This is a genomic window from Inquilinus ginsengisoli (assembly GCF_050434925.1).
Classification (GTDB): domain Bacteria; phylum Pseudomonadota; class Alphaproteobacteria; order DSM-16000; family Inquilinaceae; genus Inquilinus; species Inquilinus ginsengisoli_B.
On record NZ_JBNDJK010000001.1, the window covers coordinates 5,504,787 to 5,521,760 of the forward strand.

General features: G+C 68.4%; 21 protein-coding genes and 1 tRNA gene. 11 read left to right on the forward strand and 11 right to left on the reverse strand.

Features of this window, described 5'->3' with window-relative positions; genetic code table 11:
- Window positions 1-75: 75 nt before the first annotated feature.
- Window positions 76-303: a hypothetical protein gene (locus tag QFZ27_RS26215; protein ID WP_429229404.1), complete on the forward strand. Its 228-nt coding sequence runs from the start codon at window positions 76-78 to the stop codon at window positions 301-303.
- A gap of 41 nt (window positions 304-344) precedes the next feature.
- Here the strand turns inward: QFZ27_RS26215 and QFZ27_RS26220 are convergent, their stop codons facing one another.
- Complete coding sequence (locus QFZ27_RS26220) at window positions 345-581, reverse strand: hypothetical protein (protein ID WP_429229405.1); 237 nt, start codon at window positions 579-581, stop codon at window positions 345-347.
- Window positions 582-607: 26 nt separating this feature from the next.
- On the reverse strand, window positions 608-1,105 hold the full coding sequence (locus QFZ27_RS26225) for an RNA polymerase sigma factor (RefSeq protein ID WP_429229406.1): 498 nt from the start codon (window positions 1,103-1,105) through the stop codon (window positions 608-610).
- A 471-nt stretch (window positions 1,106-1,576) separates the two neighbouring features.
- Between QFZ27_RS26225 and QFZ27_RS26230 the strand changes: the two genes are divergently transcribed.
- From QFZ27_RS26230 to QFZ27_RS26245, 4 genes are all read left to right on the forward strand, one after another.
- Window positions 1,577-2,356: a hypothetical protein gene (locus QFZ27_RS26230; protein ID WP_429229407.1), complete on the forward strand. Its 780-nt coding sequence runs from the start codon at window positions 1,577-1,579 to the stop codon at window positions 2,354-2,356.
- Window positions 2,357-2,714: 358 nt separating this feature from the next.
- Window positions 2,715-3,524, forward strand: a complete 810-nt coding sequence (locus QFZ27_RS26235) for an ABC transporter permease (RefSeq protein WP_429229408.1) — start codon at window positions 2,715-2,717, stop codon at window positions 3,522-3,524.
- Between the two features lie 59 nt (window positions 3,525-3,583).
- Window positions 3,584-4,561, forward strand: coding sequence for an ABC transporter substrate-binding protein (locus tag QFZ27_RS26240; protein WP_429229409.1), 978 nt, complete (start codon window positions 3,584-3,586; stop codon window positions 4,559-4,561).
- Window positions 4,562-4,569: 8 nt separating this feature from the next.
- Window positions 4,570-5,385, forward strand: a complete 816-nt coding sequence (locus QFZ27_RS26245; protein WP_429229410.1) for an ABC transporter ATP-binding protein — start codon at window positions 4,570-4,572, stop codon at window positions 5,383-5,385.
- 12 nt (window positions 5,386-5,397) lie between these two features.
- Here the strand turns inward: QFZ27_RS26245 and QFZ27_RS26250 are convergent, their stop codons facing one another.
- From QFZ27_RS26250 to QFZ27_RS26265, 4 genes are read right to left on the reverse strand one after another with little or no spacing between them, the layout of a single operon-like run.
- Window positions 5,398-5,841: a DUF2948 family protein gene (locus QFZ27_RS26250; RefSeq protein WP_429229411.1), complete on the reverse strand. Its 444-nt coding sequence runs from the start codon at window positions 5,839-5,841 to the stop codon at window positions 5,398-5,400.
- 1 nt (window position 5,842) lies between these two features.
- Entirely contained in the window at window positions 5,843-7,126 is a 1,284-nt protein-coding gene (murA, locus tag QFZ27_RS26255; RefSeq protein ID WP_429229412.1) for a UDP-N-acetylglucosamine 1-carboxyvinyltransferase, read from the reverse strand.
- A gap of 33 nt (window positions 7,127-7,159) precedes the next feature.
- Window positions 7,160-7,705 (reverse strand): dCTP deaminase, encoded by a 546-nt coding sequence (gene dcd / locus QFZ27_RS26260; RefSeq protein WP_429232495.1) that lies wholly within the window; start codon window positions 7,703-7,705, stop codon window positions 7,160-7,162.
- A 12-nt stretch (window positions 7,706-7,717) separates the two neighbouring features.
- Entirely contained in the window at window positions 7,718-7,900 is a 183-nt protein-coding gene (locus QFZ27_RS26265; RefSeq protein WP_429229413.1) for a hypothetical protein, read from the reverse strand.
- 146 nt (window positions 7,901-8,046) lie between these two features.
- Between QFZ27_RS26265 and QFZ27_RS26270 the strand changes: the two genes are divergently transcribed.
- A tRNA-Thr gene (locus QFZ27_RS26270) sits at window positions 8,047-8,121 on the forward strand.
- Window positions 8,122-8,403: 282 nt separating this feature from the next.
- The gene (locus QFZ27_RS26275; RefSeq protein ID WP_429229414.1) at window positions 8,404-9,198 is read left to right on the forward strand and encodes a class I SAM-dependent methyltransferase; all 795 of its coding nucleotides are present in this window, start codon (window positions 8,404-8,406) and stop codon (window positions 9,196-9,198) included.
- Between the two features lie 212 nt (window positions 9,199-9,410).
- Here QFZ27_RS26275 and QFZ27_RS26280 read toward each other — a convergent pair whose 3' ends face one another.
- The 3 genes from QFZ27_RS26280 to QFZ27_RS26290 all read right to left on the reverse strand — a co-directional run bounded on the left by QFZ27_RS26280 (window position 9,411) and on the right by QFZ27_RS26290 (window position 12,603).
- The gene (locus tag QFZ27_RS26280; protein WP_429229415.1) at window positions 9,411-9,626 is read right to left on the reverse strand and encodes a hypothetical protein; all 216 of its coding nucleotides are present in this window, start codon (window positions 9,624-9,626) and stop codon (window positions 9,411-9,413) included.
- A 365-nt stretch (window positions 9,627-9,991) separates the two neighbouring features.
- Window positions 9,992-11,590: a cisplatin damage response ATP-dependent DNA ligase gene (locus tag QFZ27_RS26285; RefSeq protein WP_429229416.1), complete on the reverse strand. Its 1,599-nt coding sequence runs from the start codon at window positions 11,588-11,590 to the stop codon at window positions 9,992-9,994.
- Complete coding sequence (locus QFZ27_RS26290) at window positions 11,587-12,603, reverse strand: ligase-associated DNA damage response exonuclease (protein ID WP_429229417.1); 1,017 nt, start codon at window positions 12,601-12,603, stop codon at window positions 11,587-11,589. The genes QFZ27_RS26285 and QFZ27_RS26290 overlap by 4 nt, the downstream gene beginning before the upstream one ends.
- Window positions 12,604-12,732: 129 nt before the next feature.
- Here QFZ27_RS26290 and QFZ27_RS26295 point away from each other — a divergent pair, with 129 nt between their 5' ends.
- Both QFZ27_RS26295 and QFZ27_RS26300 read left to right on the forward strand, forming a co-directional pair.
- Entirely contained in the window at window positions 12,733-12,972 is a 240-nt protein-coding gene (locus QFZ27_RS26295) for a type II toxin-antitoxin system VapB family antitoxin (protein WP_429229418.1), read from the forward strand.
- Complete coding sequence (locus tag QFZ27_RS26300; protein ID WP_429229419.1) at window positions 12,969-13,370, forward strand: type II toxin-antitoxin system VapC family toxin; 402 nt, start codon at window positions 12,969-12,971, stop codon at window positions 13,368-13,370. Before QFZ27_RS26295 ends, QFZ27_RS26300 begins: the two co-directional genes overlap by 4 nt.
- A gap of 12 nt (window positions 13,371-13,382) precedes the next feature.
- Here the strand turns inward: QFZ27_RS26300 and QFZ27_RS26305 are convergent, their stop codons facing one another.
- On the reverse strand, window positions 13,383-13,805 hold the full coding sequence (locus tag QFZ27_RS26305; protein WP_429229420.1) for a hypothetical protein: 423 nt from the start codon (window positions 13,803-13,805) through the stop codon (window positions 13,383-13,385).
- A gap of 100 nt (window positions 13,806-13,905) precedes the next feature.
- Between QFZ27_RS26305 and QFZ27_RS26310 the strand changes: the two genes are divergently transcribed.
- On the forward strand, window positions 13,906-14,832 hold the full coding sequence (locus tag QFZ27_RS26310; protein WP_429229421.1) for a PfkB family carbohydrate kinase: 927 nt from the start codon (window positions 13,906-13,908) through the stop codon (window positions 14,830-14,832).
- An 8-nt stretch (window positions 14,833-14,840) separates the two neighbouring features.
- Window positions 14,841-15,755, forward strand: a complete 915-nt coding sequence (locus tag QFZ27_RS26315) for a pseudouridine-5'-phosphate glycosidase (protein ID WP_429229422.1) — start codon at window positions 14,841-14,843, stop codon at window positions 15,753-15,755.
- A gap of 130 nt (window positions 15,756-15,885) precedes the next feature.
- Here the strand turns inward: QFZ27_RS26315 and QFZ27_RS26320 are convergent, their stop codons facing one another.
- On the reverse strand, window positions 15,886-16,959 hold the full coding sequence (locus QFZ27_RS26320) for a lipid A deacylase LpxR family protein (protein WP_429229423.1): 1,074 nt from the start codon (window positions 16,957-16,959) through the stop codon (window positions 15,886-15,888).
- Window positions 16,960-16,974: the final 15 nt, after the last annotated feature.

Here is a 16,974-nt window from a genome sequence, read left to right on the forward strand (position 1 = left end):
ACAAGGCTTGGGCAATGCGGCATGCCGAACTCCAGGTCAGCGGAATTCCGAAGCGCCGTGGAAATGGTCCGAACGATGCTGCGGCATGTGCTCGGCGGACAGATGACGCCGGCGGAGCTGGCGGCCTGGCTGCGCCGCGCCATGACGAACGACCAGCACCCGATGTCCGACAACGAGAAGAGCGCGATCGCCTGCGCGCTTGTGCTCATGCTGCTGGGCGAGGACATCGAGCTGGACTGGCAGGCGATCGAAGACGCCGTCGACCGCTCGCCGGAAGCCGAGGCGATTGCCAGGCTGATCTGAATCCTTCCTTACGGCAGTGACGGCCGAGGCCGGTCGTCCGCTCAGTGCGCCGCGGCGTGCCGGGACCGCGCCGGCCATTCGGGAGTCCTGGGCCGAAGCGTCGACAGGGCCTGCGAAATGAAGGTGTTCGCATATTCGATCGACGCTTCCGGGTGCCGGCTTCTGAACTCGGCCAGCGCCGCCTCGCAGGCAGTCCATTCGTCCAGCCCCGCCCCGCGGCTCTGTCGATACGCCTCGATCACCAGGATCTCGGTAGATGCTCGCCGACGCAGCATCATCGGCTCTCCTTGCAAGGATGCGCTGTTCATTGCGCGAGAAGGCTCTTCAGCTGGCTGCGCGCGCGACCCAGGCGGGACCGGATGGTTCCGACCGGAACGTTGAAACGCTCCGCGGCCTCTTCGTACGGGGTTTCATTGGCCGCCACGAGACGGATCATCTGCTGGTGGTGCGGCGACAGCTTGCGGATGCCGCGTGCGACGTCCCGGACCTCGACCGCAAGAACCTGGTCCGGCTCCGCCGCCCCGTCCCAACCCTCGATGGGCGTCGTCTCCGCGCGTGCCCGAAGGTTGGCGACGCTCGACAGAAAGATCCGGCGCATCATGACGACGAGCCAGGCCGACAAGTTCGTGCCGGGCTGCCACAGGTGGAATTTCCGATAGGCCCGCAGCAGGGTTTCCTGCAGCAGATCGTCAGCGTCCGTTGCGTTTCGTGTCAGGCTCCGCGCGTATCGGCGCAGCTCGCCGAGCAATGGGGCGACTTGGTCTTCGAAGGCCTGCTTCGGCAGCGAGCTGTCTTGCAGCATCGATTGCTCCGTTCGCTGAACTTTCTACCAAACAACTTGGCCTTGCCCTTGTTCCAACACAAAGTCGTCACATTGATCAATATCTGGTGCCCATCACCTTCCAGAAATGCAGATCCCGCCGCTCATCGCGCCCCGATCCTAACAAAGGTTAGAACGTTTTTATTTGGTGCGCGGGCCGCGGCCATAAAGAGCTTTTGCATCATTTGATGTACTTGGATCCGCAACGACAATGGATCTCCTGCCGCGCGATCCAGACGCATTGCAGCAGGCCCGTGTGGAGCAAACCGATCAGCCGGGCTCGGTTCCGGCACGGATGCAGGCTCCTCCAGCGGGAGACGATCGCGAAACTCTGAACGCTTGGCGCCGCCCCGCCGACCAATAGGCGCCCTGCGAACAGCGAACGAGCCGCTGGTCGCGAGTGAACACAATGTTCATTGCGCGGGTGGATCATTCTCGTTCATGCTATGTTCCATGAACAAGCCGCACTCCGACTCCAACCCGCAGCCCGCCGCACCGGCCTCCGCCGATGCCGAGCAGGCGGCGCGCATGCTCGACCGGCTGGCCGAGATGGCGATGGAGCGGGCCGAGGCCATGCATGCCGCCTCCCTCGCCGCGATCAAGGCCGGCGACGCCGCCGCGGCCAAGGACCTGGAGATCTCCCTCGACCGCATCGCCCGCGGCATCCGCCGCACCCTGGCGCTCAAGCTGCACCTCGCCCGGAAGCGCCAGGAGATGGCGCAGAAGGCCGCCGCCCATGCCCGCGACCGGGCCGAGGAGAAGACGCAGCGCCGCCGCCAGGTGGCCCGCGCCGTCTCCTGCTCGATCGGCGGCGACGACTCGGTCGGCGCCGAGAAGGGCGAGGCGCTGCTGGCCGATCTGTGGGAGCGGCTGGTCGAGGATGAGGACATCGACGCCGCCCTCGCTTTGGCCGACCATCCGCTCGAGGAGATCGTCATCCATCTCTGCCGCGACATGGGCATCCACCCGGACCCGGCCTGGCTGAACCCCGACTATTCCGGCGCCGACTGGTCTTATGGCCGCGACGCGGAGGGGGAAGAGCTCGAGCCCGAACCGGAAGCGGAGGGCGACGAGCCTGAACCCGAGTCGAAGTGGTGGCCCGAGACCGGCCCGGATGCGGCCCGGTATTTCTACTTCAAGGGCAACCGGAAAACCCCGCCCGGCTGGATCGACCTCATGACCGAGGAGCGGCTCGACCGCCCACCCTGGGAGCTGAAACCGGGCGGCCGCTGAGCGCTGCCCGTCGCCCTCCGACCTTTGCCGATGACCAGCCGGCCCAGCCTTCCACTCTCCCCCTCCCCTTGCGGGAGGGGGCCGGGGGGAGGGGGCTGCGCGCGTCCGCGCGCGAACGGCCTCTTCAAAACCTTCGTCATCCCGCGAAAGCGGGGATCTCGTCACGCCATCTGGATAGAGATTCCCGCTTTCGCGGGATGACGGCCAGGTAAAGGGTCGGGTCCGTCCCGAACAGGGAGGCAATGGTGACTGCCGAACGCATATCCCCCTCTTGACCCCTGCCCCGCTCCACAGCAGGATTTAACCAACGGGTTAATTTCTGGCGGGTCGATCAGAAGCCCGCGACCGGGAGACGCCGATGGGATCGCGAAGCGCCCGCGACCGCGCTGTTGGTCTGTTGCAGGCCGGCTGGGTTCGACCGTTTATCCTGCTCGTGATCATCATCGTGCTGTGGGACTTGGCGATCCGGGTGTTCCGGCTGCCGCCCTACCAGGTGCCGGCGCCCTGGGACGTGATCGTCACGCTGTGGCGCGACGGCCCCGAGCTGCTGGCGCAATCGGTGCCGACCACGGTCGCGACGGTGCTGGGCTTCCTGCTCTCCGCCGCCATCGGCATCCCGACGGCGATGCTGATCGCCGGGTCGCGTACGGTCGAGGCCTATGTCTACCCGCTGCTGGTGTTCTCGCAGTCGATCCCGAAGGTGGCGATCGCGCCGCTCTTCGTCGTCTGGTTCGGCTTCGGGCTCGAGCCCAAGGTGATCTCGGCCTTCCTGCTCGGCGTCTTCCCGGTGGTGGTCTCGGCGGTGCAGGGCTTCAAGTCGCTCGACCCCGACACGCTCGACCTGGCCCGGGCCATGGCCGCCAGCCGCTGGCAGGTGTTCCGCATGGTCGGGCTGCCGGCGGCGATGCCGGCGATCTTCTCCGGCCTCAAGGTTTCGGTGACGCTGGCGGTGGTCGGCGCCGTGGTCGGCGAGTTCGTCGGCGCCAATTCCGGCATCGGCTTCGTGCTGCAGCGCTCGATCGGCAATTTCGAGCTGCCGACCATGTTCGCGGCGCTGGTGATCCTGGCGCTGCTCGGGGTCGTGCTGTTCTGGCTGGTCGACGTCGTCGAGCGCCTGGTCATTCCCTGGCACGCCAGCCGGCGCCGGGAGCTGATCCTCGCCGCCTAAGGCGGCAAACTTAAGATCGCCGCCTGACGCGGCACACACATAACAGGGGGAGGAACACCATGATCCGCAGCCTGCTGGTCGCCATCGGCGTCCTGCTCGCGGCCGGCTCGGCCCAGGCGGCCGACAAGGTCGTGCTGATGCTGAACTGGTACGTCTATGGCGAGCACACGCCGTTCTTCTACGGCAAGGCCAAGGGCTTCTATGCCGACCAGGGCATCGACCTGGAGATCCAGGAGGGCCGCGGCTCGGCCATGACCGCCCAGGCGGTCGCCGCCGGCACCGTCGGCTTCGGCTATTTCGACGTACCGACCATGATCAAGGCCGCCGCCAAGGGCGCGCCCCTGGTCTCGGTCGGCGTGCTGCTGCAGAAGAGCCCGATGTCGGTGATGGGCTTCACCGACAAAAACATCCGCAAGCCGGAGGACATCAAGGGCAAGACCGTGGCCACCACGCCCGGCGATTCGCTGTCGCAGATCTGGCCCTTCTTCCTGCAGAAGACCGGGCTGAAGGAGAGCGACTTCAAGACCGTCTCCGGCGACGCCCAGACCAAGCTGAACGCCGTGATCAACGGCCAGGCCGACCTGTTGCTGGGCTATGCCATGGACCAGAGCATGAAGATCAAGGACGCGACGGGCAAGGACGTCACCCCGATCCTGTTCGCCGATTACGGGGTCAACATGGTGTCCTCCGGCATCGTCGTGCAGAAGGAGCTGCTGACCGAGAACCCCGACCTGGTCCGCCGGTTCATGGCGGCGACGACCCAGGCGGTCGAGGCGGCCGAGAAGGCGCCGGCCGAGGCCACCGCGGCGACGCTGGCGGCGCTGCCCAAGGCGGGCAAGCCGGACACGCTGCAGGAGGGCTTCGAGCGCACCATCCCGCTGTATCGGACCGAGGAGACCCAGGGCCAGCGGCCGTTCCGCGTCACCGACGCCAACATGGCCGAGACCGTGAAGCTGCTGGTCGAATACGGCGGCGTCGCGGCCGACGCGGCGACCGACCCGAAGGCCTTCTACACCAACGACTTCCTGCCGAAGTGAGCGGGAGCATGGGTAAGGCGCGGCTGCAACTGGTCGAGACGGCGGAGGCAGCGCCGTCCGCCGTCATCGCCGTCGAGGGTGTGTCGAAGACCTATCGCAGCCGCGACGGCGAGGTGCCGTCGCTGGCGCCGCTGGACTTCACCATCGACGAGGGCGAGTTCCTGGTGCTGGTCGGCCCGTCCGGCTGCGGCAAGTCCACCCTGCTGCGCATGATCGCCGGCCTGCTGCCGCCCAGCACCGGCCGGATCCGGTTGGGCGGCCGCACGGTCGACCGGCCGCATGGCGACGCCGGCATCGTGTTCCAGAACGCGCTGCTGCTGCCGTGGCGCAACGTCCTGGCCAACGTCATGATGCCGGCCGAGGTCAAGAAACTGCCCCGCGCCGCGCATCTGGAGCGCGCCCGCCATCTGCTGCGCATGGTCGGGCTGGAGGGGTTCGAGGCCAAGCTGCCCTGGCAGCTCTCCGGCGGCATGCAGCAGCGCGTCTCGCTGTGCCGGGCGCTGGTGACCGACCCGTCGATCATCCTGATGGACGAGCCCTTCGGCGCGCTCGACGCCATGACGCGCGAACGGATGAATGTCGAGCTGCAGCGGATCCAGCGCGAGACCCGCAAGACCATCCTGCTGATCACCCATTCGATCCCTGAGGCGGTGTTCCTGGCCGACCGGGTGCTGGTGATGAGCGAGCGGCCGGGGTCGATCGCCGCGATCTACGAGGTGCCGCTGCCGAAGCCGCGCTCGCTCGACGTCATGGGCGACCCGCGCTTCGTCGAGCTGACCCAGCGCATCCGCGGCCATTTCCGCGCCCAGGGCGGGCTGGACTGACCGATCGTTCGGTCAAACCTCCGGGTGCTGCGGCTTCTGCGGCGTCGGCCAGGGCTCGCCGCGGTCCTCGAGCAGCACGTCGATGCCCGTGCCGGCCAGGCGCAGCGTCACGTCGTCGGCGAAGGTGAGGAGGATGCCGCCCTCCTCCGCCGTCACCGCCAGCAGGTCCAGCATCCGCGCCCGGTCGCCCAGGTCCAGCTTCCGGCTCTGCACCGCGTCGATGCCCTGGAAGCGTACGCCGCACAGGGTGCGCTGCCAGAACTCCTGGCCGTCGACCAGCTGCGCCGGCTGCTCCCAGCAGAAGCGGTTCAGCGCCATGACGAAGCTGCGCTCGGGCCGCAGGAAGGTGATGTCGTGCACCGGCACGATCGCGTCCTGCAGCGCCGCGGACAGGATCGCGAGGTCGTCCGCGTCTCGGGCCCGCAGGCGCAGGGGAACGGTCGTGTCGGGCGCCATCTCAGTCGCTCTTCAGCCGGGTGATGTCGGCGCCGCAGCCGGCCAGCTTCTCCTCCAGCCGCTCATAACCGCGGTCGAGGTGGTAGACCCGGTTCAGCACCGTCTCGCCCTGCGCCACCAGCCCGGCAATGACCAGCGAGACGCTGGCGCGCAGGTCGGTCGCCATCACCGGCGCGCCGGTCAGCTTCGGCACGCCGCGCACCAGGGCCGAGGCGCCGTGCACGGTGACGTTGGCGCCCATCCGCGCCAGCTCCGGTACATGCATGAAGCGGTTCTCGAAGATCGTCTCGGTGATCATCGAGGCGCCCTTGGCCACCGTCATCAGCCCCATCATCTGGGCCTGCAGGTCGGTCGGGAAGCCGGGATAGGGCTCGGTCATCACGTCGACGCCGACGAGGTCGCCGCTGCGGCGGACCTTGAAGCCGTCGTCCGTCGGCTCGAACTCGACCCCGGCGCCGCGCAGCACGTCGGCCGCGGCCTCGATCAGGTGCAGGCTGGTGCCGACCAGCTCGACCTCGCCGCCGGCCGCGGCCGCGGCCATGACATAGGTGCCGGTCTCGATCCGGTCGGCGACGATGCGATGGGTGGCCCGGTGCAGCCGCTCGCGGCCCTGGATCCGGATGGTGTCGGTCCCCGCCCCTTCGATCTGGGCGCCCATGGCGGTGAGGCAGGCGGCGAGGTCGACGATCTCCGGCTCGCGCGCCGCGTTGACCAGCACGGTCTCGCCGCGGGCCAGCGATGCCGCCATCATCAGGTTCTCGGTGGCGCCGACCGAGACCTTCGGGAATACGATGCGGCTGCCCTGCAGCCCGTTCGGGGCGCGGGCGTTGATGTAGCCCTCGGTCACCTCGATCTCGGCGCCGAGCTGCTCCAGCCCCATGATGTGCAGGTCAACCGGCCGGCTGCCGATGGCGCAGCCGCCGGGCAGCGACACCTTGGCATGGCCCTCGCGCGCCACCAGTGGCCCCAGCACCAGCACGCTGGCGCGCATCTTCCGCACCAGGTCGTAGGGCGCGGTGGTGCTGCGGATGCGCCGGGCGGTCAGCTCGATCACCCTTCCTTGCGCCCCGTCGGAGGCGGCGCCGTTCAGCGCGATCTCGACGCCGTGCTGGGCCAGCAGCGTCGCCAGGGTGGAGATGTCGACCAGATGCGGCAGGTTGGTCAGGGTCAGGGTCTCGTCCGACAGCAGCGCCGCCGCCATCAGCGGCAGCGCCGCGTTCTTCGCCCCGCTGATCGGAAGCCGGCCCTGCAGGGGCCGCCCGCCCCGGATACGAATCTTGTCCATCTTGGCTCCCCCGGGCCCTGGTCTGCGGTGTGGCTAAAGCTTCGGCAGGGTGACGCCGCGCTGGCCCATGTACTTGCCGGCCCGGTCGGCATAGGACACCTCGCAGGGCTGGTCGCCCTTGAGGAACAGGAACTGGCAGGCGCCCTCATGGGCGTAGATCTTGGCCGGCAGCGGCGTGGTGTTGGAAAACTCCAGCGTCACATGCCCCTCCCATTCCGGCTCCAGCGGCGTGACGTTGACGATGATGCCGCAGCGGGCATAGGTCGACTTGCCGAGGCAGATCGTCAGCACGTCGCGCGGGATGCGGAAATACTCGACCGTCCGAGCCAGGGCGAAGCTGTTCGGCGGGATGATGCAGACCGGTCCCTTGCGCTCGACGAAGCTCTTCGGGTCGAAGTTCTTCGGATCGACCAGGGCGCTGTCGACATTGGTGAAGACCAGGAACTCGTCCGAGACGCGGGCGTCGTAGCCGTAGCTCGACAGGCCGTAGGAGATCGTGCCCTCGCGCTTCTGCCGCTCAACGAAGGGGTCGATCATCTTGTCCTGGAGCGCCCGCTCGCGGATCCAGATATCGGACATGATCGTCACGGCCTAGCCCCTCGCCTCATCGTCGCGGCCGGACTCGATGTCCGGCGCGCCCGCCTCGTCCTCGACCGCCCGCCCCCGGCTCTGCGCCTTGCGCCGCGCCAGGTTGGCACGCAGCGCCGCCGCCTCGCGCTCCTGGCGCGACCCGGTGCCGGGCTTCACTGTCGAGGGTCGACGCTGATCGGTCATTTCGGCTTTGGTATGGCCGATGCGGGGCCGTTACGCAACCGGAGCAGAGCGGCTGGCGACGCCGAATGGAGGTAATCGACATGCCCCTCGGAAAAGCCCTTGCGCCACCCCCGACGCTATGGCAGGTTCCGCGCCGCCTTGAACGGGCTGCCGTAGCTCAGTGGTAGAGCACTCCCTTGGTAAGGGAGAGGTCCTGAGTTCAATCCTCAGCGGCAGCACCAGTACTCTTGCGATACTGGCGACGTTCCGGGAATTCTCCCAAACTGAGCTGCTTGCCGCCGCATTGGACCCCAATGCGGCGATCCGACGGCTTCGCCTCGGCGCGGCCACGAAAATGCCCCAGGGGCGGGCGTGACAGATCGGGACCGCGCCCCCTATGATGGCGGCCGATGAGCAGCATCGGTCTCGGCACTGATGCTGCTCATCATTCTTGCGGGCGTCGTCGCCAGTGCCGTCGGTGCCGGATTGGCCTTTCTGGTCTGGGGAGAGGAGCCCCGGGGCGGATGGCATATGCGATGGATTTGGGGGAAGCTATGAGTTCAGGTTCATTGACCGAGAGCGCTCAGCCGCCGCGGAAGGCTGGGCTGCCGATGTGGCTGCGCCGCATTTTTTCGGCGAACTCTTCCAGAGAGCGGCTGAGACTGGAGAACAAGGCCTTTGCCGACAGCGTGCCTGCCGGTGCGCTGGTGCTCGATGCGGGGTCCGGCGAAGCCCCCTACAAGCCGATGCTGGCGCACTGCCGCTACGAGAGCGCGGATTTCGAGCTGGTCGACAAGCCCTATGCGAAGTCCACCTATGTCTGCGATCTGGGCGCCATTCCGGTCGAGGACCAGCGGTTCGACGCTATTCTCTTCAACCAGGTGATGGAGCACGTCCCCGATCCCAAGGCAGTGCTGAACGAGCTGTTCCGCGTCCTCAAGCCGGGCGGCCGGATGATCTACACCGCGCCGCTCTTCTACGAGGAGCACGAGCAGCCCTACGACTTCTATCGCTATACCCAATTCGCCGTGCGGTATCTGTTCGAAGGCGCGGGCTTCCGGATCGATCGGCTGGACTGGCTGGAGGGTTTCTACTCGACGGTCGCCTATCAGATGAACCGAACGGCCCGGTTTCTGCCGATCCGCCCGTCCGCCGTGGCGCCGGGCGTGCTCGGATTCGTCCTGTCGCCGCTGATGCTGCTGCTGCGCGCGCAGATGGCCGTGCTCACGCTCTTCTTCCATTGGCTGGAGATGCGGCAGAAGGTGGTCCGCGGCTACCCCAAGAACTACATCGCGATCCTGACCAAGCCGGCCGGGTGAGGCGGGCCTGGGGCCCGCCCCGCCCCCCTCACAAACACATGATTCGGACCGTCAGCGTGCCGCTGTGACCTCCGGCATGGCGAAGTCCATGCCGGCGGGCAGTGCCGGGCACATTGACCGTCGTCTGGGAAGACCTGCCGTCGGGATCAAGGGCCAGTCCTGAGTCCTGGATCCGGCTTGGCGGAAGAAGCTTTCTCCCGGCAGTCGCGATCTCAGCTCGCTATCCCAACCGCCTTCGGCGGAGATGCCACCGTACGGCCGAGATCGCGGGCGGCGCGCTCGGCATCCGGGACGGTCCGGAAATCCTGTCCCTCGAGGTGCTGGTATCGGGAATCGGAAGCGTAGAAACGGAAGCCGCGCTTCTGGGCGACGACAATGCCGACCGCCTCGCCCGCGACCTCGATCGTGAACGCTTCGGAACGAACCATGATGGACCTCTGCGGAGACGGCGCACAGCGCCTGGCAATGACGGAAGCGACGGGAGAACAGGACGGCAAAGCCGTCAGTTCCGCCATCGCCCGGCCGGGTGATCCGAGGTCGGGACAGGCAGTCCGGTGCAGCTTGCCAACATGTCATCCTTCCGTGTCCTTGCCGCGTCCTTCGAAGAAAGCGCACGGCTCCTCGCCCTGTTTCGGGGCGCGACTCGTCTGCTGGCATCAAGTGCTCGGCGGCCTTCGTGAGCGGCCGCTCTTGCTGCCGACCCTCGCGCAGCGAGCCATGACTGTCAACGCTTAATACGCGAGCAATGTGCATAAAATTCATTGTCAAGTGAAAGTGATGTTAAATCGAAGTATTACTCGACGATCATTCGTTCCAGCGTCTCCAGCCGGTCGGCCTCGGCCGCCGGCTTGTCCCAGCGGATGCGATGGATTCGGGGGAATCGCATCGCGACTCCGGATTTGTGGCGGGTGGAGCGGTGGACGCTGTCGAAGGCGACCTCCAGCACCAGAAGCGGCTCGACCTCGCGCACCGGGCCGAAGCGTTTGACCGTGTGATTGCGCACCCAGCGATCGAGCTGCGCCAGCTCCTCGTCGGTGAACCCGAAATATGCCTTGCCCACCGGCACCAGCCGCTCGCCTTCCGGCTGGTTGTCATCAGGTTCGGGCCGCCAGACGCCGAAGGTATAGTCGGAGTAGAAGGACGAGCGTTTGCCGTGGCCGCGCTGGGCGTACATCATCACCGTGTCGAGGGTCAGTGCCCCGCGTTTCCACTTGAACCAGGGACCCTTCGGCCGGCCGGCGACATAGTCGCTGTCGCCACGCTTCAGCATCAGGCCTTCGATCGCCTGGGCCCGGGCTCCGTCGCGCAGCGCGGCCAGCTCGTCCCAGCTCTGGAACGGGATCATCGGCGACAGGTCCATGCGCGGCGGCTGCTCCCGCGCGATCCAGGAGTCGAGCCGCACCCGGCGGGCGTCGAGAGGCAGCGGCCGCAGGTCCTCCTCGCCCTCGAACAGGATGTCGTAGAGCCGCACCCAGGCCGGGTACTCCGCCATCATCCGGGCCGAGATCGCCTTGCGGTTCAGCCGCTGCTGCAGGTCGTTGAACGGGGCAACGACTCCGTCCCGCGCCACCAGCAGCTCGCCGTCCAGCACGGCATGGAAGCGGATGGTGTCGGCCAGATCCGGGAAGGCGCCGGTGACGTCGTCGCCGCTGCGCGAATAGATCCGCGGCGGTCGGTCGCCGCGGCCGACCACCTGCACCCGGATGCCGTCCCATTTCCACTCGGCCCGATAGGCGGCCGGGTCCAGCCCGGCAATGTCCTCGGCCTCCAATGCATGAGCCAGCATCAGCGGCCGGAAGGTGGCGCGGTCGCCGATCTCCGGCTTCGGTCCCTGCCCCGACAGCCAGACGAACAGCTCCTCATAGGGCGGCTCCAGCGCGTGCCACAGCTCCTCGATGTCGTCGACCGGCTGGCCGCCCCATTCCGCCAGCGCCACCTTGGCCAGCCGCGCCGAGACGCCGATCCGCAGCGCCCCGGTGATGAGCTTCAGCAGGGCGAAGCGCTCCGACGCCGCCAGCGCATCGAGCCAGCGCTCGATCAGCAGCGGCGCCGCCGCGCGCGAGGTGGCGCGCAGCTCCTCCACCACCTCCGTGATGCTCGGCTCGCGGTTGGCGCCGGGCTTCGCCGGCCAGATCAGGGCGACGGTCTCGGCCAGGTCGCCTACGAAGTCGTAGGACCAGCCGAACAACGCCTCGTCGACCCGCTCGATCGCCAGGTTGCGGATGGTCGAGGCCTTGGCGGCGGCGAAGGTCAGGGCGCCGGTCAGCGCCGCCAGCGCCCAGCCGCGATCCGGGTCCGGCGTGTGCTCGAAATAGTCGGCCAGCAGCCGGATCTTGCCGTTGCGCGACGGCATGTAGACCAGCCCCTCGATCAGCGCGGCGAACGCTTTCATGCGCTGTCGTCCTCCTCGAAGCCGATCAGCGCCAGGGCCCGGGCGGCGCGGCCCGATTTGCGGACCTGGTGGATCAGCGCCTCCTCCCTGCCATGGGTGACCCAGACCTCGCCGGCCTCCACTTCCTCGATCGTGGCGCAGAGCTCGTCCCAGTCGGCATGGTCCGAGATGATCAGCGGCAGTTCGACCCCGCCCTGCCGGGCGCGTTGGCGCACCCGCATCCAGCCGGAGGCCGCCGCCACCACCGGGTCCGGCAGGCGCCGCGACCAGCGGTCGGCACTCGCCGAGGGCGGCGCCAGCACGATCTGCCCGGCCAGCTCGGCCTTCGACGCCTCGGTGGCCGGCAGCAGCGGCCCGAGCGGCACGCCGAGCGATTCGTAAAGCTCGCACATGGCCTGCAGCGCGCCATGGATGTAGATCGGCCGGTCCCAGCCGGCCTGGCGCAGCAGGCGGATCACCCGCTGGGCCTTGCCGAGGGCATAGACGCCGACGAGATGCGACCGTTCCGGAAACAGGGCGACGGAGTGCAGCAGCTTGCCGATCTCCTCCCCGTCCGGCGGATGGCGGAACACCGGCAGGCCGAAGGTCGCCTCGGTGACGAAGACATCGCAGACGACCGGCTGGAACGGCAGGCAGGTCTGGTCCGGCCGGCGCTTGTAGTCGCCGGACAGCACCACCCGGTTGCCGGCATGCTCCAGCACGATCTGGGCCGAGCCCAGCACATGGCCGGCCGGCACGAAGGTGACGTCGACCTCGCCGATCCGCTGGGTCTCGCCGAGCGCCACGGGCTGCAGGCTGCGGCCGGCCTCCTCGCCGTAACGGGCGCGCATGATCGCCAGCGTCTCCGCCGTCGCCAGCACCGCGCGGTTGTTCGGCCGGGCATGATCGGAATGGCCGTGGGTGACCAGCGCCCGCTCGACCGGCCGCATCGGGTCGACATGGAAGCCGCCGGGCACCACCAGCAGGCCCTCGGGCTGGACTCGGATCCACTGGTCGGGGCGTGGAGTCGGCATGGTATCGACGATAGGGCGGCAACCGGGTCGGGGCCAGACCTGCGGTTCAAATCTGGCCCGCAACTTCTTGGAGGCCTGTGACTCGCGATGTATATTGATATTGTTTAGATCAACATCCCGGGACTTTCCATGGCCCTTCAGATCGCCAATCCTGCCGTGGTGGAGAAGGTGGAACGGCTGGCCCGGGCAACCGGGTTGACCAAGACGGCCCTGGTCGAACGCGCTGTTGACCGCCTCGCCGAAGAGATCGGGGTTTCCGCCGACACCACCGATCGCTTCGAGGCCTTGCTGGCCCAGTTGGATCGCATCCCAGATCGCCCCGATGCTGTCGATCCGCTGGGCTGGGATGACCAGGGTCTCCCGAAGTGATCGCAGTCGATACGTCTGCAGTCGTTGCCATCGCCTTTGCCGAGCCGGAGCGGCAGGCTTTCCTCGACGTGATCCGGCGAGCCGACAGGGCATTGATCAGCACTGTGTCGGTGGTCGAATCCCGAATGGTGGCTTTCGGTCGTCGCGGGCCGAGGGCCGTCACCTTCCTGGATGATCTCCTGCGCTTGCCGCCGTTCGAATTCGTCGCCCCCGGGGTGCCGGAAATGGACGCCGCCCATTCCGCCTTAATCGCCTTCGGGCGGGGCAGCGGCCACCCGGCACAGCTCAATTTCGGCGATGTCTTCAGCTACGCGCTCGCGAAGGTCAGGGGATTGCCGCTGCTCTACAAAGGCGACGATTTCGCCCAGACTGACCTGCGCAGCGCTGTGACGATCTGACTTTCGGCCACATCAATCCAGCGACGCCACCGGGATCGGCTTGCAGGGGAGGTCATCGCCCTCGGCCCGCTTGCCCATCCAGACGCCAGCGAAGCGCTCGGCGAAGTACCATTTGCCGCTGAACCCGGACCCGCCGTCCTTGAAGGCGAAGGTCACGGTACCTGTGCCGAACTTGTCGCTCCAGGTGAAGCGGTACAGGCCGCCGCCCAGGGCTTCGCCGTCGCTGAGCTGCCCGTCATAGGGGCCGGCGGTGGAATCGATCACGTGGTAGCAACCGCCGCGCCGCTCCGGCAGGAAGGTCAGCATCGACGGAGCCAGGATGCCGCCCGAGGTGACCTGGCCGCGATAGGTGCCGGCCGGCGCCGCCTGACCCTGGGCCAGGGCGGGGGCGGCAAAACCGAACAGCAGGACGATCAGGAGGACGAGGCGTCGCATGGCCGGGATGCTGCCGGCTGCGGCGGCGCGGCGCAAGCCCGGATCTTGCCTTTCGCCGGCGGCGGACGCAGGGTGCGCGCGATCCTGAGACAGAGACCGAATGACCCCAACCGTCTGGTGCTTCGGCGCCGCCCATATCGACCGCCAAGCCTGCGCCCACCGCGCCGTCCGCCTGGGCACCTCGAACCCGGTGACGATCCGCACCAGCCTGGGCGGCGTCGCCCGCAACGTGGCCGAAACCCTGGCCCGGCTGGGCCTGCCGGTCGGCCTGGTCAGCCGCATGGGGCATGATCCTTCGGCCGAGCGGATCCTGGCGGAGATGGCGCGGCTGGGCCTCGACCTGTCTCTGGTCGGCCGGTCCGAGACCAGCGGCACCGCCAGCTACACCGCGGTACTGGAGCCGGCCGGCGAGATGGCGGTCGCGATCGCCGACATGGGCATCTATGACGAGATCGGGCCCGAGACCCTCGCCCCGGCCCTGGCGGCGGCGCAGCCGGCTTCCGCGTGGTTCGTCGACGCCAACCTGCCGGCCGAGGGGCTGGCCGCCGTGCTGTCCCATCCGGGTCGGCCGGGCTTGGTGGCGGTCGACGCCGTGTCCTCGCCGAAATCCGAGAAGCTGCGCGGCCTGCTGGGCCGCATCGACCTGCTGTGCCTGAACCGCGACGAGGCCGAGGCGATCACCGGCCAGCCGGTCACCGACGAGGCAACGGCCTGGGCGGCGCTGCACCGGCTGCGCGCCGACGGCGTCGGCCGCGTGGTGCTGAACCGCGGCGATGCCGGTGCGCTGGTCGCCGATGCGGCAGGTGAGGCCACGATCGCCGCCTGCCCGGCCGACATCGTCGACGTCACCGGCGCCGGCGACGCCGCCGCGGCGGGAACCCTCTACGGCCTGGTCATCGGCCTGCCCCTGGCCGAGGCTGCCCGGCTCGGCCGCGCCGCCGCGGCGCTGGCGCTGGAGGCGCCGACCGCCGTGCCCGACACCCTGACCGCCGACGCGCTGCGCCGGCGTGCCCTGATCTCCGCGTGAGGATCCTGATGAACAGCCTGCTGTCGATCGCCCCCGAGGTCTCCGACGCCCTGGCCGCCGGACGCCCGGTGGTGGCGCTGGAGAGCACCATCATCTCGCACGGCATGCCCTATCCGCAGAACCTGGAGATGGCGCGCCGGGTCGAGGCGATCATCCGCGAGGAGGGCGCGGTGCCGGCCACCATCGCGGTGGCCGACGGGCGCATCCATGTTGGCCTCGGCGACGCGCTGCTCGAACGGCTGGCGACGGCCAGGGACGTGGCCAAGCTGTCGCGCCGCGACATGGGCGCGATCCTGGCCTCGGGCGGGCTCGGCGCCACCACCGTGGCGGCGACCATGATCGCGGCCCATCTGGCCGGCATCCGGGTGTTCGCCACCGGCGGCATCGGCGGCGTGCATCGCGGCGCCGAGACCAGCCTCGACATCTCCGCCGACCTGGAGGAGCTGGCCCGCACCCCGGTGGCGGTGGTGTGCGCCGGCGCCAAGTCGATCCTCGATTTGCCGAAGACGCTGGAATATCTGGAGACCCGCGGCGTGCCGGTGATCGGCTACGGCACCGACACCCTGCCCGCCTTCTTCTCCCGGTCGAGCGGCCTGGCCCTGGCGCTGCGCCGCGACACGCCGGTGGAGGTGGCGGCCGTGCTGGCCGCCCAGGCGGCGCTGGGCTTCCAGGCCGGGGCGGTGATCGCCAACCCGATCCCGGAAGCCCACGCCATGCCGGAGGCCGAGATCGACGCCGTCATCGCCAGCGCCCTGGCCGATGCCGGCCGCGAAGGGATCGCCGGCAAGGCGGTGACGCCCTATCTGCTGGCCCGGATCGTCGCCCTGACCGAAGGCCGTAGCCTGATCGCCAACATCGCACTGGTCGAGCACAACGCCCGGGTCGGCGCACGGATCGCGAAGGCGCTGGCCGCCATAAGTTGAGTACCGTCAGCCATCCCTCCCACTGTCATGCCCGGGCTTGACCCGGGCTTCCAGAGGATGTCGACAAAGACTGGATTGCCGGGTCAAGCCCGGCAATGAAAGGAAAGAGTAAGCCCAAAATCAACTTGCCTCAGAACCGCCAGGACAAGGTGAACGCTCCGTACTGGCTGAAATGGTCCTTCTGCTCCTCGAACTCCTGCGTCCGGTACACATGGGTGTAGGCGATGCGGAGGTCGTTGATCTGGACCGCGATGCCGAGCTGCAGGTCGCCGACCAGCGGGTTCTTGGTGACGTGCGGGCTGTCCTCGAAGGTGTTGCCGTCGAGGAAGATGTTGCGGGCCACGGCCCGGCCCTCGACGCTGGCGAATAGATACCAACTGAAGCCGCTGGTCGGGATGAAGAAGTCCGACCCCGGCACGCTGGGTCGGATCCGCGGCGGCCCGTAATCGGCCGGCAGGTCGAAGCCGAGCCGCGCCGTGGCGCCGACCGAGGCCTGGGTCAACACGTTGCCGACGGTGGCGCCGACATAGGGCGACAGGTCGAAGCCGATGCCCAGAGGTGCTGCGGCGTAGAGGCCGCGCCAGGTGCGCTCGTAGCTCAGGAGCACGCCGGGCTCGTTGTGCAGCTGGTGGTCCCAGCCGCGCGCCTTCTTCGAACTGATGATGCTATGAACCGTGTTCTGCACCTGCTCGCCGATCGCATAGGGGCCGACGACGCCGATCTGCAGCTCGAGCCGGTCGAGCCGGTCGCCCGAATCCGCCAGCACCGCGGCGCCGCCGTAGAGCCATGCGGCATAGGGCCGGTCGTTCGGATCCGGGTCGCGCAGCGAGATGTCCTTCGGCGTGTACAGGCTCTGGCCGAAAGACAGCGTCGACCGGATCGGCGCGGCGTCGGGGAACAGCGGGAAGGCCCGGGCCGCATCGGCGAGCCAGTCCGGCGTTCCGGTCTCCGAGCTGGTGTAGGCGAAGCGGAAGCCGTTGGTGTAGCCGCGGTCGGTGTTGGCGAAGACGTCGTTCTCGAGGCCGAAGCTGATGAAGGCGCCCGGGTCCTCCTCCAGCGGCCGCGGCGCCTGCGGCGTGGAGGTTATGATTGCCGGCCGCTTCGGCTCGGCTGGCACCTCCTGGGCGGTAACGGCGGCCGGCAGCAGCAGGGCACCGATCGCGGCTGAAACCGGAGCCCCCCAGAACCCAGTGCGAGCGCCCATCCCGTTCCCCTTCCC